This window comes from Massilia niastensis DSM 21313 (assembly GCF_000382345.1).
In the GTDB taxonomy this organism is placed as follows: Bacteria; Pseudomonadota; Gammaproteobacteria; order Burkholderiales; family Burkholderiaceae_D; genus Telluria; species Telluria niastensis.
Genome location: NZ_KB908167.1, coordinates 1 through 14521 on the forward strand (window position 1 = coordinate 1; position 14521 = coordinate 14521).

15 protein-coding genes and 2 pseudogenes are annotated in these 14521 nt (G+C 65.6%); 5 read left to right on the forward strand and 12 right to left on the reverse strand.

Annotated features, from left to right (window positions below):
• From H162_RS32220 to H162_RS0128225, 3 genes and pseudogenes are all read left to right on the forward strand, one after another.
• Positions 1-252 (forward strand): annotated as a pseudogene (locus tag H162_RS32220) (tripartite tricarboxylate transporter substrate binding protein); the annotation flags it as partial.
• A complete protein-coding gene (locus H162_RS0128220; protein ID WP_020656833.1) occupies positions 249-791 on the forward strand; it encodes a tripartite tricarboxylate transporter TctB family protein in 543 nt (180 codons plus the stop codon). The pseudogene H162_RS32220 and the gene H162_RS0128220, both read left to right, overlap by 4 nt.
• 3 nt (positions 792-794) lie before the next feature.
• On the forward strand, positions 795-2294 hold the full coding sequence (locus H162_RS0128225) for a tripartite tricarboxylate transporter permease (protein ID WP_020656834.1): 1500 nt from the start codon (positions 795-797) through the stop codon (positions 2292-2294).
• 122 nt (positions 2295-2416) lie between these two features.
• Here H162_RS0128225 and H162_RS35600 read toward each other — a convergent pair whose 3' ends face one another.
• Both H162_RS35600 and H162_RS35825 read right to left on the reverse strand, forming a co-directional pair.
• Entirely contained in the window at positions 2417-2797 is a 381-nt protein-coding gene (locus H162_RS35600) for a GMC family oxidoreductase N-terminal domain-containing protein (protein ID WP_020656835.1), read from the reverse strand.
• Entirely contained in the window at positions 2772-3005 is a 234-nt protein-coding gene (locus tag H162_RS35825) for a hypothetical protein (RefSeq protein ID WP_371846964.1), read from the reverse strand. The genes H162_RS35600 and H162_RS35825 overlap by 26 nt, the downstream gene beginning before the upstream one ends.
• Before the next feature lie 106 nt (positions 3006-3111).
• Between H162_RS35825 and H162_RS35455 the strand changes: the two genes are divergently transcribed.
• Positions 3112-3393 carry a hypothetical protein gene (locus tag H162_RS35455; protein WP_026355207.1) on the forward strand — a complete coding sequence of 94 codons (282 nt, stop codon included), beginning with the start codon at positions 3112-3114 and terminating at the stop codon, positions 3391-3393.
• A 66-nt stretch (positions 3394-3459) separates the two neighbouring features.
• On the opposite strand, the gene H162_RS0128245 is transcribed toward H162_RS35455, so the two are convergent.
• The 7 genes from H162_RS0128245 to H162_RS0128275 form a co-directional block, all read right to left on the reverse strand.
• Positions 3460-4533: a porin gene (locus H162_RS0128245; protein WP_026355208.1), complete on the reverse strand. Its 1074-nt coding sequence runs from the start codon at positions 4531-4533 to the stop codon at positions 3460-3462.
• 87 nt (positions 4534-4620) lie between these two features.
• Positions 4621-5559: a LysR family transcriptional regulator gene (locus H162_RS0128250; RefSeq protein ID WP_020656839.1), complete on the reverse strand. Its 939-nt coding sequence runs from the start codon at positions 5557-5559 to the stop codon at positions 4621-4623.
• Between the two features lie 73 nt (positions 5560-5632).
• A complete protein-coding gene (locus H162_RS0128255) occupies positions 5633-6928 on the reverse strand; it encodes an MFS transporter (RefSeq protein WP_026355209.1) in 1296 nt (431 codons plus the stop codon).
• Between the two features lie 46 nt (positions 6929-6974).
• On the reverse strand, positions 6975-7763 hold the full coding sequence (locus H162_RS0128260; protein WP_020656841.1) for a class II aldolase/adducin family protein: 789 nt from the start codon (positions 7761-7763) through the stop codon (positions 6975-6977).
• A 245-nt stretch (positions 7764-8008) separates the two neighbouring features.
• On the reverse strand, positions 8009-8617 hold the full coding sequence (gene ttdB / locus H162_RS0128265; RefSeq protein ID WP_020656842.1) for a L(+)-tartrate dehydratase subunit beta: 609 nt from the start codon (positions 8615-8617) through the stop codon (positions 8009-8011).
• Positions 8614-9513: a L(+)-tartrate dehydratase subunit alpha gene (ttdA, locus tag H162_RS0128270; protein WP_026355211.1), complete on the reverse strand. Its 900-nt coding sequence runs from the start codon at positions 9511-9513 to the stop codon at positions 8614-8616. Before ttdA ends, ttdB begins: the two co-directional genes overlap by 4 nt.
• Positions 9514-9601: 88 nt before the next feature.
• On the reverse strand, positions 9602-10555 hold the full coding sequence (locus H162_RS0128275; protein WP_051110025.1) for a Bug family tripartite tricarboxylate transporter substrate binding protein: 954 nt from the start codon (positions 10553-10555) through the stop codon (positions 9602-9604).
• A 192-nt stretch (positions 10556-10747) separates the two neighbouring features.
• Here H162_RS0128275 and H162_RS0128280 point away from each other — a divergent pair, with 192 nt between their 5' ends.
• Positions 10748-11707, forward strand: coding sequence for a LysR family transcriptional regulator (locus H162_RS0128280; protein WP_020656845.1), 960 nt, complete (start codon positions 10748-10750; stop codon positions 11705-11707).
• A 13-nt stretch (positions 11708-11720) separates the two neighbouring features.
• Here H162_RS0128280 and H162_RS32230 read toward each other — a convergent pair.
• The 3 genes and pseudogenes from H162_RS32230 to eno all read right to left on the reverse strand — a co-directional run.
• Positions 11721-12107 (reverse strand): annotated as a pseudogene (locus H162_RS32230) (IS1595 family transposase); the annotation flags it as partial.
• 70 nt (positions 12108-12177) lie between these two features.
• Positions 12178-13257, reverse strand: a complete 1080-nt coding sequence (locus tag H162_RS0128290) for a porin (RefSeq protein ID WP_020656847.1) — start codon at positions 13255-13257, stop codon at positions 12178-12180.
• A gap of 66 nt (positions 13258-13323) precedes the next feature.
• On the reverse strand, positions 13324-14521 hold a 1198-nt coding region (eno, locus tag H162_RS0128295; RefSeq protein WP_020656848.1), incomplete at its 5' end, for a phosphopyruvate hydratase.

Below are 14521 nucleotides of genomic sequence, written 5' to 3' on the forward strand. Positions count from 1 at the left end.
AAGGAACAGGGACTCGACGCCGAACTGGTCAACTGGCGCGGCATCGTGGGCGCGCCCGGCATCACGCCGCAGCAGCGCAGCGCCCTGGCGGCGGCGATCGAGAAAACCGTCAAATCGCCCGAATGGGCCAAGGTCCTGAAGGCGCGCGGCTGGGAAGACGCCTACCTGCCGGCCGACCAGTTCGGCGCCTTCATGAAGGCCGACCAGGCCCACGTCAAGGAGATCCTGGTCTCGATCGGGCTGGCGAAATGAGCACGCGCGCCGCTTCCCACCGTCTCGGACGGGCCGGCGCCACCGCCGCCCCGGTGGCGCACAAGCTGCCCGCCTGGCGCGCTCCGCTGCTCGTCGGCATCGCCCTGCTGGCGCTGGGCGCCCTGACCCTGTTCGACGCGTTCCGGGTCGCCTCCGGCGTCGGGCCGGGGGTCGGCCCCTCGGCCGCCATGAAGCTGGTCGCGCTGCTGCTGGGCGGCCTGGGCCTGGCCCACCTGGTCCAGGCTGGCCGCCTGGCCAGGCGCGGGCTCGCCCTCGAACCGAAGGAAAGGGTCAACCTGGGCGCGCTGGCCTGGGTGCTGGGCGGGCTGGTATTCCAGATCGTGGCGCTGACCCTGGGCGGCGGCTTCATCCTGTCGTCGACCATCCTGTTCACCGCCACCGCCTGCGGCTTCGGCCGGTCCCTCAAGTCCTGGGGTCCCGTGTATGGCCTGGTCCTGAGCACCCTGGTCTATCTCTTCTTCACCAAAGCGCTGTCCCTGTCCTTGCCGATGGGTCCGCTAGAGCAACTTCTGGGGTAAACGATGGACACGCTCTCTCTCCTCGCCGACGGCATCTGGGTCGCGCTGCAGCCGGGTAACCTGCTCTTCGCCGGCATCGGCGTCCTGCTCGGCACCCTGGTCGGCATCCTGCCCGGCATCAGCCCCTCATTGACGGTCGCCCTGCTGCTGCCGGTGACCTTCAAGCTGGACCCGACCGGCTCCATCATCATGTTCGCCGGCATTTATTTCGGCAGCATGTATGGCAGCTCGACCACCGCGATCCTGATCAACACCCCGGGCGAAGCCGCCTCGATCGCCACCGCCATCGAGGGCCACAAGATGGCCCTGGGCGGACGCGCCGGACCGGCGCTGGCCACGGCCGCGATCGGCTCCTTCGTGGCCGGCTCCATCGCCACCGCCGGCCTGGCCCTGCTGGCGCCCCTGATCGTCGACCTGGCGGTGCAGTTCGGTCCCTGGGATTACCTGGCCCTGATGATGGTCGCCTTCGTCACCGTGTCGGCCACCTTCGGCAGCTCGGTGCTGCGCGGGCTCACCAGCCTGACCCTGGGCCTGTTCCTGGGACTGGTCGGCATCGACAAGCTCACCGGCCAGGCCAGGCTCACCTTCGAGGTGCCGACCCTGATGGACGGGATCTCGATCACGACGCTGGCGGTCGGCCTGTTCGCCATGGGCGAGGCGCTGCACGTGGCCTCGCGCTTCACGGGTATCGCCGAGAAAGTCGAAAGGGTCAGCGGCTCGCTGTGGATGTCGGTCAACGACTGGAAAGCCTCGTGGAAACCCTGGCTGCGCGGCACCCTGCTCGGCTTCCCGATCGGCGCCCTGCCCGCCGGCGGCGCCGAAGTCCCGACCCTGCTGTCCTACACGCTCGAGCGCAAGCTGACGAACAACCCGCAGCAGTTCGGCAAGGGCGCGATCGAAGGCGTGGCCGGCCCGGAAGCGGCCAACAACGCCTCGGCCACCGGCACCCTGGTGCCGCTGCTGGCCCTGGGCCTGCCGACCTCCGCGACCGCCGCCATGATGCTGGCCGGCTTCCAGCAATACGGGCTGGTGCCCGGACCGCTGCTGTTCGCGACCAACCCGGAAATGGTATGGGGCCTGATCGCCAGCTTCCTGGTCGGCAACCTGATGCTGCTGGTGCTGAACCTGCCGCTGGTGGGCCTGTGGGTCAAGCTGCTGGCCATTCCGCAAGCCTGGCTGTACGCCGGCATCCTGGTGTTCGCCGCGATGGGCACCCTGGCGGCCAATCCCTCGACCATGGAGCTGACCATGCTGGTGGTGTTCGGCCTGGCCGGCTACCTGATGCGCTGCTGGGATTATCCGGTGGCGCCCATGATCGTCGGCCTGATCCTCGGTCCGATGGCCGAGAGCCAGTTCCGGCGCGCCCTGCAGGTCAGCCTGGGCGACTACTGGGTGTTCTTCAAGCATCCGGTCTCGGCCACCCTGCTAGCGATCGCCGCCATCGCCCTGCTGGCGCCGCTGCTGTTCAAGGGCTTGCGCCGGTTCAGGGGCGGGGACGAGTAACACCGGCGGTGGAAACAATGTGTCTCATAGGGAATTGCATGGAAAAGGTGTGGCGCAATCACACCAAAAGACAAGGCAGTTCGACAGGAGACCAGCATGAATCCATTACCGGCGGCGGCTCATCACGCGCGCCAGCTGTTTTTCGACCAGGGCAGGCTGCCGGACGGATTGATACACGATGCGATCCTGCGCACCTCGGCCCCGGTCAACACCGTCGGGTTGGGACGGTGCATCGCCGGATGCAGGTAGTGCGCCGCCATGTTCATGCGCCGCCCTTCCCTGATGCTGGTGTTCGCGATCGAGCAGCCCCCGGGCCCTTCCACCACCGCGCCATTGTGGTCGGCATACGACGGGATCCCGATGCCGGCGGCGGCCTTCACCATGGCCGGGGCGATCGGGTTCGGATTGCGCGCCGGCTGCAACCACACCTTGCCGCCGCTGCCGCGGTAGTCCGGATCCGGCGCGCCCTGCCGGTTCTCAATGCGCTTGTAGATCGCCAGCACGTGCTCCTAGTTCCATTCCGGGTCGCCCGCTTCCGCCGCCCAGCGCCTTGCCCATGGAGAGCTTCAGGCTGCGGCCGTTCAGGTGGCGCTGCGGTGTCGACTGGTCGCCCCGGTCGCGGTCGGTGCCGAGGTTGGTGTACCACACGCCCGGGTCCCGGATGCTCGGCGCCTGGTCGTCGCCGCCGGCCTCCAGCAACAGGACCTTCACGTCCGGGTTCTCGGACAGGCGGCTGGCGACGACGCAGCCGGACGATCCGGCGCCGCAGACGATGTAGTCGTATTGCTGCAGCAGCTTCTTCGCCCGCTCGGCCTGGTTGCTGGCGATCGCCGCCGCCTGCTGCGCGATGGCGCCGGTCGAGCTGGCCGCGCATCAGGGCCTGTTCCAGGGCATTCACGCGCTCGCCGCGATCGAGCCCGTCCTCTCCGAAAGAAGTGGGTTTCATATGGTCTCCGTGGTTGTGGATGCCGTGCGTCGTAGCGGCACGGTCTTGCAGCAGGCATTTGCAAGACACGTGCCAGTGACGAATCGAACGGGAAAAGCGGCCACGGAGGGAGGGGTTGTCGCAACTTGCGACACTGCCGGGATGGCAAATTGATTCGGGTGTCGCACAATGCACGGCTTGCTTGCACCCGTGCCGGTCTACGCGAGCTGACCCGGTGTGTCAGAACGTGTGTCGCAGGCCGAGATTCCAGGCACGGTCGCCGGCGCCGGCTTCCGTGGCGTTGCCGACCGTGTAGGTTGCGCCCTTGCGATTGATAATCTTCGAATAGACCGTATAGATATCCGTGCGCTTGGACAGCAGATACCGATAGCCGAGGGCATACTGGGTAGCATCCTGGTTTGCCGCCATCCTGTCGTCCTTGTGGATAGCCGACGCCAGCAGCATGTGCACGCCGAATGGGACAGTCAGCCCGACCAGCGCATCCTTGCTGTCCCGCGACAGCGAGGCGGCGGTCGGCGCCGGGGTGACGCCGAACGGATTGGCCGGGTTGCGCAAGGGTGAGCTGAATGGCCCTTTGTTGATCCCGTAAGCGAGGTGAAGTCTGGCAGGCCTGAACGCGTAGGTGGCCGCCAGCAGCATGTTGCGCGCACTGCCTGCGCGAGCGGTGGCGGTGTCGTTATCCTTGTTGTGATATGCCCAGCGCACTGCCAGTGGACCCGCGGTATAGGCCAGCGCCACTCCTGCATGCCGGCCTGCGCTGCCTGCCCCCGGCATTTCACCGGCCGCATAGGCCAGCTCCATGGTGAATGGTCCCCATGCCGGCGACGCGTACTTGATGCTGTTGTCCAGGCGCCCGACGCTGCCGGCCGCCTGGATGAGATTTTTCGAGTCCCCCGCGGTACCGCTGGCAAAAGGATCCGCCAGTACCGTGGTCAGGTACTGGGGCGAATACTGGCGCCCCAGCGTCACGGTGCCAAGGCGCTTGCTGCCGATGCCGACAAAGGCCTGGCGGCCGAACAGCACCCCGCCCTGCCCCGATGCGCCGGTATCCGCATTGATTCCGGCCTCGAGCACGAACTGCGCAAACCCTCCGCCGCCAAGGTCCTCCGTTCCTTTGAATCCCAGCCTGGAACCTGCGGCCACGCCGCCGGTCAGCTTGCTGACGGAGGCCGTCCCTCCGCTTTCCCGCGACAGGCCCACGTCGACGATGCCGTAGACGGCGACCCCGGATTGCGCGAGCGCTGCGCTGCAGGCCAGCGCCATGACAGCGGCGGCTACGAGTGGCTTGTTCATTGTCTTGTCTCCTGATTGTCTTTATCGAATGGAGACCGATTGTAGAAATCGCGGCGCGCGGGCGTCTATTGACTTAAGGCGCGCAAGTCATTCCGATCCGGAATCTGGCGCCGCGCCGGTGGCCAGGGATTTGACAGCGTGCCGGAGTTCCTCGACCAGCTTGACGGCGGGCGCCGACAGGATGCCATGGCGGCGCCGGTAGATCGCGAAATGGCGCGGCACATGTGCGCACCCGATCATGAGGGGACGGATCGCTTCCGCCGTTCCCGCGGCGCTGATCAAGGCATCCGGAAGCCAGCTCAGGAAGCCGCAGCGCGCCACCAGGGAACGCATCACGCTGACCGAGCGGGTTTCCACCGCCGGTTGTGGCGGCACCAGTCCGTTGGCCAGGAACACCCGTTGCCACTCTTCGCGCGGTCCCAGCTTCTTCGGCGGCAGGACCCACTTTTCCGTGATCACGTCCGCCAGGTCCAGGCCCTGCCTGGCGTGCAGGGGGTGGCCCGATGCAGCGACGATATGGCACCCTTCCTGCCAGCCACTTTCGGACACCAGGGCCAGGTCCTCGGTTTCCGGCAGCAGGAAGGCCACGGCCAGGTCGATCTCGTTTTTGGCCAGCATGATCGCCAGCTCTTCGGTAATACCTTCCGAGACACTGATCTGCAGGCCAGGCCATTGCACCAGCAGCCGGTCGATCGCCTGCGGCAGGATGGTCTCCAGTGCACTTGCCACCGAGCCCACCCTGACCAGGCCCTTTTTCAGTCCGCGCATCGCCGCCATCTCGCCCATGGCATTGGCGGATTCCGCCACCAGGTGCGCGGCATACGGCTCCAGCACGGTCCCGTAGGAAGTCAGGGTCATCCCCCGCGTATGGCGCTCGAACAGCGGGACCCCGACCTGTTCCTCCAGCCGCTGGATGATGCGCGTCAGCGCCGACTGCGTGACGCACAGCGCGTCGGCTGCACGGCCGACGCTGCCGTGCTGGATGATCGCAAGGAACGCCTGAAGTTGGCCGAGGTCTCGTATCATGTGGCTAGGCTCGATGAGTGGTGCTGGTAGTTCTGCAATGATACCGTGCGGCCTGGCACGAGGCGCCGCCCGGTCAGCGGTTGACCTCGTTGGCGCGCAGGCCGAGCACCGCGGCCGCGCCTGCCGCCACGATCGCGGCCATCACATACAGCGCCAGGTTCGGGTGCGCGGCATGGGTCTTGAGCCAGCCGATGCCGAACGGCCCGACAAACCCCGCCAGCGCGCCCGCCGAGTTCAGCAATGCCAGTCCGCCGGCCATCGCGCTGCCTCCCAGGATGGCGGACGGCACGGGCCAGTACATCGGCAGCGCCGTGGTCAGTCCCGCGGTTGCCACCACCAGGGCCACCATCGTCAACGACAGGTTCGGCATATGGGCCGCGGCGATCAATCCCAGCGCGCCGGTCAGCATTGGCACGGCAAGGTGGTAGCGCCGCTCGCGCCGTGCGTCCGCCGAACGTCCCACCAGGATCATGACGACCGTCGCGCACAGATAGGGAATCGCCGTCAGCAAGCCGACCGTTCCGAGCGACCGGACGCCGGCTTCCTTGACCAGGGTGGGCATCCAGAACGCCAGCCCGAGATTGCCAAGCGCGATGCAGAAATAGATCGCTGCCAGGAGCCACAGGCGCGGGCTGGCCAGCGCTGCCTTGAACGAATGCGTCTGCTTGCCCTTGTCGTCGAGGTCGAGCTGCATCTGCAGGTGGCGCTTTTCCTGCGGCGTCAACCATGTCGCCTCCGCGATCCTGTCGGTCAGCAGGAACAGGCAGGCCACGCCCAGGATCATCGAGGGCACGCCTTCGATCAGGAACAGCCACTGCCATCCGCCCAGGCCCTGGACGCCCTGCATCGACTGGAGTATCCAGCCCGAGATCGGTGCGCCGATCACGGTGGAGACGGGCACCGCCGCCATCAGCAAGGCCACCACGCGACCGCGCTGCACCGAAGGAAACCACTGGCTGAGGTACAGCAGCACGCCTGGGAAAAATCCGGCCTCGGCAACGCCGAGCAGGAAGCGCATGACATAGAACTGGTTGGCGGTCGTCACCAGCATCATGCCGGCCGACAACATGCCCCAGGTGAGCATGATGCGGGCGATCCAGCGCCGCGCGCCGACACGCTCCATGATCAGGTTGCTCGGCACCTCGAACAGAAAATAGCCGATGAAGAAGATGCCCGCACCAAGGCCGTAGACTGCTTCGCTGAACTGCAGCTGCTGTGCCATCTGCAACTTGGCGAACGCCACGTTGACGCGGTCCAGGTAAGCGAACAGATAGCAGATCAGCAGGAACGGCATGACTCGCCAGACGAGCTTGCGGAAAAGTGGCTCATCGGCCTGGACGCTTGCGACGTCCGCATGTGATAGTTGCATGTCGGTCTCCAGATATTTTTAGAATGGGCGGATCAGGCAGCAGGGTTCAGGTCCGGTAGTCGGGCTCCTTGCGATCGAGCATCCGCCGCAGGGCAGCCCAGTCGCGGCCCAGGATGAAGTCGTTGGAACCGGCAAACTGCTGGGCGGCGTGTTCGCAGACCTCGTGCGGCGGCATCACCAGCTGGCTGCCGCTGCTGGTCGCGTCCAGCTGGATCTGGCACGCAAGCTCCAGGTAATACATCAGCTCGAACGCCTCCCTGACACCGGCGCCGGCAGTGAGCAGGCCATGGTTGCGCAGGATGAGTACGTCGTGCGGGCCGAGGTCCTGCACCAGCCGCTGCTGTTCGTCGAGATCGAGCGCGATCCCCTCATATCCGTGGTAGCCGACCCGGTTGTAGAAGCGCATCGCATGCTGCGAGATCGGCAGCAGGCCGCGCTCCTGGGCGGAGATCGCCACACCCGCCCTGGTGTGGGTATGGAACACGCAGCTGAGATCATGGCGCGCCTTGTGGATCGCGGAATGGATGACGAAGCCGGCGGGATTGACTTCCAGTCCGTCATCGTCCAGCAAGTTGCCGTCGATATCGACCTTGACCAGATTGGAGGCGCTGACCTCTTCGTACAGCAGGCCGAAGGCATTGATCAGGAAATGGTCGTCGCTGCCGGGGATTTTCAGCGAGATGTGGTTGTAGATCATGTCCGTCATGCGGTAATGCACGCACAGGCGATAGCAGGCGGCGAGGTCTTCGCGCGCCTGCCATTCCTGCGGCGAAACACGCTCGCGGACGGTCGCGCGGCGCTGCTCCAGGACGGCTTCAAGTTTTTTTGGGTCCATTCGACTCTCCAGGTGGCGACCAGGCGGCGCGGCATGCGTGCCTGGATGGAGGTCAAGTGTAGGAAGGCGGCGCTTTACTCGTCCATTGACTTATGCCGCGCAAGCCATTCCGGTCCGGAATGGGGGTGCTGGCCTGGCGGGCGGCGAGGCTGGCGTGCGCTGCCTATCGCGCCGCACCTGCAATGCAAACAGGCGCGACCGAAGCCGCGCCTGCAATGAAGACTGGATAGGACCGGTACAGCCGCTCAGCTGATGAACTTCACCTGTTCGTTGATCCTGTCGAGAATCGGCTTCTTGCGTTCGTTGAAGCGCGCCTTGTTCTGCTCGATGAGGTTATTGCCCTTGGTGTCGATCGAGATGATCAGGGGTCCGAACTCGTTGACCTTGTTGATCCACAGCGTTTCCGGCATGCCGAGATCCTTCCACTCGGCGCCCTCGATCTTCTCGACCTTGGTCGCCGCCAGCACGGCGCAGCCGCCCGGGAAGATGGCGTGCACCGCCTTGTTCTCGACGCAGCCGGCAGCGGTTTCCGCCCCCATGCCGCCCTTGCCGACCACCAGCTTCACGCCGGTCTGGGCGATGAACTCCTTCTCGAATTTCTCCATCCGCATGCTGGTGGTCGGGCCGATCGACACCATCTCGTACTCGCCGTCTTCCTTCTGGCGCACGATCGGCCCCGCATGGAAGATCGCCCCGCCCTTGAGGTCGACCGGCAGCTCGCGGCCAAGTTCGATGAGGCGGCGGTGCGCCACGTCGCGGCAGGTCACCAGCTGGCCGCTGAGGTAGACGACGTCGCCGATGTTCAGCTCCGCGAGATCTTCGTCCTTGATCGGGGTGGTCAGGATTTTCTTCACAGGACAGCTCCTTGGTGCGAGATGATTTCGTAGCTCAGGTCGGCGTTGATCTTGATGCGTCCGCGCCGGTGCGCCCAGCATCCGGTCGACACGGCCACGCCGATGGTCGACGGATGGCGCGCGGAGGATTCGATGTTCACGCCCATGACGCTGGCGTTGCCGGTCAGGCCCTGGGGTCCGAGGCCGACTTCGTTCAAGCCCTCTTCGAGCAGCTTTTCCATCTTCGCCGCGTTGGCGTTGCCGTGGCAGGAATTCACCGGGCGCAAGATGGCCTTCTTCGACAGCCGCGCCGCCGTCTCGGCCGAGGTCGAGACGCCGACGCCCACGAGCAGCGGCGGGCAGGCGTTCACGCCGCGCGAGGTGATCACGTCGAACACGAATTCCGCCACCCCTTCGTAGCCTTCGCCCGGCATCAGCACCTTGGCCGCGCCCGGCAGGGTGCAGCCGCCGCCGGCCATGTAGACATCGATCGTGGCGCTGTCCGAATTCGGTTCGATCTCCCAGTCCAGCCAGGGAATCTTCGAGCCGGTGTTGGTGCCGGTGTTCTTCTCGTCGAAGGTCTCGACGGCGTTGTGGCGCAGCGGCCCTTTTTTCGTCGCCTCGAGCGTGGCGTTGCGCAGGATGTCTTCCAGCTCGCCCAGCAGGGGGAACTTGGCGCCCGCGTTGATGAAGTACTGGATCACGCCGGTGTCCTGGCAGCTCGGACGGTCGAGCCTGTCCGCGGCCTCCTGGTTTTCCTTCATCGACTCGTACACGGCCTTGGCCAGCGGATGGGTCTCCTGCGAGCGCAGCTCGGCCAGTTTGTCGTGCACGTCGTTCGGCAGGCGCTTGCCGATGTAGGAGGTAAATTTCGACATCACGTCAGTCAGGGACTGGACTGCGGATTCGTTGTCGATGGTGGTCGTGGAATCTCTCATGGAATCTCTCGTGGTTGTTACGGCCGGCCCGAGGGGGAGCCGGCCATCGAAGGTCAGTCCGCCCGCCTTACTCGATGGTGACCTTGGCTTCTTTCACCAGTTTGGCAAAGCGCTCGGTGTCGGTCTTGATCTGGGCCGCCATCTCCGCCGAGCTGTTACCGATCGGTACGGCGCCGATCTCGTCCATGCGCTTGCGGAAGTCCGGCGAGTTCACGATCTTGACGATCTCGGCATTCAGGCGGACGACGACGTCCTTCGGCGTGGCGACAGGCGCCAGGACGCCGAACCAGGTGCCCTGGTCGAATCCCTTCAGGCCCGCCTCGTCCAGGGTCGGCACGTCGGGGAGCGCGGCCGAGCGCTTGATCGTGGTCACCGCCAGGGCGCGCAGCTTGCCCGCGCGGATATGGGACAGCACCGGCGTCACGGTGTCGAAGGACATGTCGATCTGGCCGGCCAGCAGGTCGATCGTCAGCGGACCGCTGCCCTTGTACGGCACGTGCATGATGTCGGTGCCGCTCGAAATGCCGAACTGGGCGCCGATCAGGTGCTGCCCGGTGCCGTTGCCGTTCGAGCCGAAGGTCAGTTTGCCCGGGGTCTTCTTGGCCAGCGCGATGAGTTCGCTGACGTTCTTCGCCGGGACCTTCGGGTTCACGACCAGCACGTTCGGGACCAGGGCCACGGTGCTCACCGGCGCGAGGTCGCGCTGGAAATCGTAGGGAAGCTTCTTGTAGACGCTGCTCGCGATCGTGTGGTGCACGGCGCCCAGCAGCAGCGTGTAGCCGTCCGACTTGGCCTTGGCGACGAAATCGGCGCCGATGGTCGCGCCGGCGCCCGGCTTGTTTTCGACGATCACCGGCTTGCCCAGGTTCTTCGACAGTTCCTGGCCGAGCGTGCGCGCGATCGCATCGGTGGTGCCGCCGGTGGCGAACGGCACGACGATGGTGACGTTCTTGGCGGGCCAGGCCTGCGCCATCGCCGCACCGCCACTTCCAAGTAGGACCGCGATGGCGGCGGTTTGCATGATGCGCTTGTACTGCTGGGCTTGCTTTTGCATGGTTGTCTCCTGATAGCGATGCTAAAGGGTTTGTCATCGCGGAACCTTCTTGTGCTGCCAGCGTCCGCGTTTTTCTTGTCACCGTCAGGATCGACTATACGGCTTGCACCAGCTAAAAGATGAAGCTAAAGTTGAACTATTATCAATCGTGAGTTAATAATGTCGACACCTATCAACGCCCATTCCGAGATGGCCTTCTTCAGCCTGCTGGTCCGTGCGGGCACCCTGTCGGCCGCCGCCCGCGAGATGAACGTCACCACGGCCGCGGTCAGCAAGCGCCTGAGCCAGATGGAGGCCCGCCTCGGGGCGCGTCTGCTGCACCGCACGACGCGCCGCATCGGCCTGACGGCCGAAGGCGAGATGTACCTCGAGAATTCGCGCCGCATCCTGGCCGACATCGAAGACATGGAGCAGATGATCTTCAGCGCAGGCACGGCGCCCAAGGGCCTGCTCAGGGTGAACGCCACCCTCGGCTTCGGCCGCAGCCATATCGCGCCGCTGATCTCGGCGTTCCACAAGCGCTATCCGGAAGTGGACGTGCAGCTGCAGCTGACGGTGAATCCGCCCTCGCTGGTCGAGGACGCCTACGATGTGTGCATCCGGTTCGGCGAACCGCCGGATGCGAGGGTGATCGCCAGGCGCCTTGCCTCGAACCGCCGCCTGATCTGCGGGGCCCCCGCTTACCTCGAGCAGCATGGCACGCCGCGCGTGCCCAACGACCTGACCCAGCACAGCTGCATCGGCATCCGCCAGGGGGAGGAAGGCTACGGCATCTGGCACCTGAAGTCGGGCCAGCGCACCGAGACGGTCAAGGTGCGCGGCTCCCTGAGCACCAACGACGGCGAAATCGCGGTCAACTGGGCGCTCGAAGGGCACGGCCTGATCATGCGCGCCGAGTGGGACATCGCCAAATACCTGCAAAGCGGGAGGCTGCGGCAGGTCCTGTCGAACTGGGCGACGCCTCCGGCGGACATCCATGCCGTCTATCCCTACCAGCTCCAGACCGCCGCGCGGGTGCGCGCCTTCGTCGACTTCGTGGCCGAAGCCTTTTCGTCGGCCACGCCGATGGGCCAGGAAGTGGCGCGCTGGCCGTCGAGCGAGGCGCCCCCTCCCGTATGACGAAAAGGCGCTGTCACCTTTGTATATGGAAGAGCCCGATCGCGGCCCTGAGCAATTGCTCCGCTGAACTGATGCGCCCGCCATCCAGCGCCCATTGCCAGCCGAGATAGTTGGGCAGGTAGCGCGACGCGACGCCGTGGAAGCGCGCCAGCCACTCGCGAAAGCGCCGGTGGTAGGCGTTGACGTTCTGCACGTGGAGCGCGCCACGCACCCGCTCGCCGGCGCGCGGGTTGACGGCGTGATGCGCGATGCCGGCTTCCCGGGCAAAGGCGCGGTAGGCGGGGTGCGAGTCGGTCACCAGCAGGACCTCGGGATCCAGCACCGGCCGCAGGTGCTGGTGCAGTTGGCGCGTGGTGACCGCGCCGCGTCCCGTGACATAGTCGACGGTCTGCCCCGTGCGAAATGAAAACGCCGTTCCGGCGTGACCGGAACGGCGTGCATGGGTGCGATCCGCGAGGCGGTACGACGGCTTAGAAGCTGTGGCGGACGCCCAGGTTGAAGGCGCGGTCGCCCGAGCCGGCTTCCGTATTGTTGGCCACGGTGTAGCCTGCGCCGTTCTCGTTGTCGATGGCGCCGTACACCGTGTACAGGGTGGTGCGCTTCGACATCGTATACAGGTAGCCCACGCCAGCCGAGCGCGCATCCTGGTTGCGGAAGGTCTTGTCGTCCTTGCGCATCAGGGTGACCACGACGTTGCCCGGACCGGCCGGCACCACGGCGCCCAGCAGGATCTCGTTCCCGTCAGTCGACGCCGTCGGGGCGACGCCGCCGAACGGATTGGTGTTGTTGCCCAGCGGAGCGCTGCCGAAGCCCTTGTCGACGCTGAACGCCAGATAGGCCTTGACCACCTTGAAGTCGTAGTTGGCGGTCAGCAGCTTGTTGCTGCCGTTGCCGCGCGTGACAGGGGTCACGCCCGGCGCCGCGGCGACGTCGGAATTCCTGTGGTTGTAGGCGAGGCGCACGTTCAGCGGGCCCGCCGCGTAGCCCAGCGAGGCGCCGTACTGGCGGCCGGCCTTGCTGCTGACCTGCTCACCGAAGCTGTAGGCCACGTCGGCGGTGAATCCGCTCATGACCGGCGTGGTGTAGATCACTGTATTGCTGGTCCGGACGTTGGTGCCGAAGTCCGGGAACAGGTTCTTCGAGCCGCCGGCGTAGCCGGTGCTGAACGGATCGCCGACCTGGGCCAGGGCCTGGTGCCAGGGCGTGTACTGGCGGCCGAGGGACAGCGAGCCGGCCGTGGTCTTGATGCCGACGAAGGCCTGGCGGTTGAAGATCGAGCCGGCCGCGTCGACTTCGCCGGTATCGAGACGGTGGCCATTCTCGAGCGTGAAGAAGACCGAGGTGCCGCCGCCCAGGTCTTCGCTGCCCCGGAAACCGATCCGCGAGTGCGAGCCGACGCCGCTGGTGAGCTTGTTCACGCTGCCGGCCACGCCGCCGCTTTCATGCACGTAGCCGGCATCGACGATGCCGTAGATCGTCACGGAGGTCTGTGCGACCGCGCTACCGCCGCAGCAAGCCAGGATGGCTGCCGCGAGGACCTTCTTGTTCATGTCTCCTCCTTGGTGTGAGGGCAAGCGCCCATTGTTAGTATGACTTGAAGATTGCACAATCAGTAACTACGATCCGCTTTTCAGGTTGTAAAAAGCGTCGCGCTGTGGATAACTGGCAACATTGCCCAGGTCTTCCTCGATGCGCAGCAGCTGGTTGTACTTCGCCATGCGGTCCGAACGCGACATCGAGCCGGTCTTGATCTGCAGGGCGTTCAGGCCCACCGCGATGTCGGCGATGGTCGAGTCCTCGGTCTCGCCCGAACGGTGCGAGATCACGGCGGTGTAGCCGGCGCGCTTGGCCATCTCGATGGCGGCGAAGGTCTCGGTCAGGGTGCCGATCTGGTTGATCTTGATCAGGATCGAGTTGGCGATGCCCTTCTGGATGCCTTCCTTCAGGATCTTGGTGTTGGTGACGAACAGGTCGTCGCCCACCAGCTGCACCTTCTTGCCCAGCGCGGCGGTCAGGATCGCCCAGCCTTCCCAGTCGCCTTCGTGCATCGCGTCCTCGATCGAGATGATCGGGTACTTGTCGCACCAGGTGGCCAGCATGTTGGTGAAGTCCTGCGCCGACAGGGACAGGCCCTCGCCTTCGAGCTGGTACTTGCCATCCTTGTAGAACTCGCTGGCGGCGCAGTCCAGGCCGATCGCGATGTCCTGGCCCGGCACGTAGCCGGCCTGCTCGATCGCCTGCATGATCAGCTTGATCGCTTCCTCATGGCTGGAGACGTTCGGGGCGAAGCCGCCTTCGTCGCCGACCGAGGTGGCCAGGCCCTTCGCGTGCAGGATCTTCTTCAGGGTGTGGAACACCTCGGCGCCGTAGCGCAGCGCTTCTTTAAACGAAGGAGCGCCGACCGGGATGATCATGAATTCCTGGATGTCCAGGTTGTTGTCGGCGTGCGCGCCGCCGTTGATGACGTTCATCATCGGCACCGGCATCTGCATCGCGCCCGAGCCGCCGAAGTAGCGGTACAGCGGCAGGCCGGCTTCCTCGGCGGCTGCCTTGGCCACGGCCATCGACACCGCCAGCATGGCGTTCGCGCCCAGGCGGCTCTTGTTCTCGGTGCCGTCCAGGTCGATCAGGGTGCGGTCCAGGAAAGCCTGTTCATTGGCGTCCAGGCCCATGATGGCCTCAAAGATCTCGGTGTTGATATTCTCGCAGGCCTGCAGTACGCCCTTGCCGAAGTAGCGCTTCGGATCGCCGTCGCGCAGTTCGATCGCTTCGCGCGAGCCGGTCGAGGCGCCCGAGGGCACGGCGGCGCGGCCC

Excerpts from the sequence above, each read along its gene's own strand:
- H162_RS0128220 (WP_020656833.1), top strand. The coding sequence starts at position 249 with ATGAGCACGCGCGCCGCTTCCCACCGTCTCGGACGGGCCGGCGCCACC.
- H162_RS0128225 (WP_020656834.1), top strand. The coding sequence starts at position 795 with ATGGACACGCTCTCTCTCCTCGCCGACGGCATCTGGGTCGCGCTGCAG.
- H162_RS0128245 (WP_026355208.1), bottom strand. The coding sequence starts at position 4,533 with ATGAACAAGCCACTCGTAGCCGCCGCTGTCATGGCGCTGGCCTGCAGC.
- H162_RS0128250 (WP_020656839.1), bottom strand. The coding sequence starts at position 5,559 with ATGATACGAGACCTCGGCCAACTTCAGGCGTTCCTTGCGATCATCCAG.
- H162_RS0128255 (WP_026355209.1), bottom strand. The coding sequence starts at position 6,928 with ATGCAACTATCACATGCGGACGTCGCAAGCGTCCAGGCCGATGAGCCA.
- H162_RS0128260 (WP_020656841.1), bottom strand. The coding sequence starts at position 7,763 with ATGGACCCAAAAAAACTTGAAGCCGTCCTGGAGCAGCGCCGCGCGACC.
- H162_RS0128275 (WP_051110025.1), bottom strand. The coding sequence starts at position 10,555 with ATGCAAACCGCCGCCATCGCGGTCCTACTTGGAAGTGGCGGTGCGGCG.
- H162_RS0128280 (WP_020656845.1), top strand. The coding sequence starts at position 10,748 with ATGTCGACACCTATCAACGCCCATTCCGAGATGGCCTTCTTCAGCCTG.
- H162_RS0128290 (WP_020656847.1), bottom strand. The coding sequence starts at position 13,257 with ATGAACAAGAAGGTCCTCGCGGCAGCCATCCTGGCTTGCTGCGGCGGT.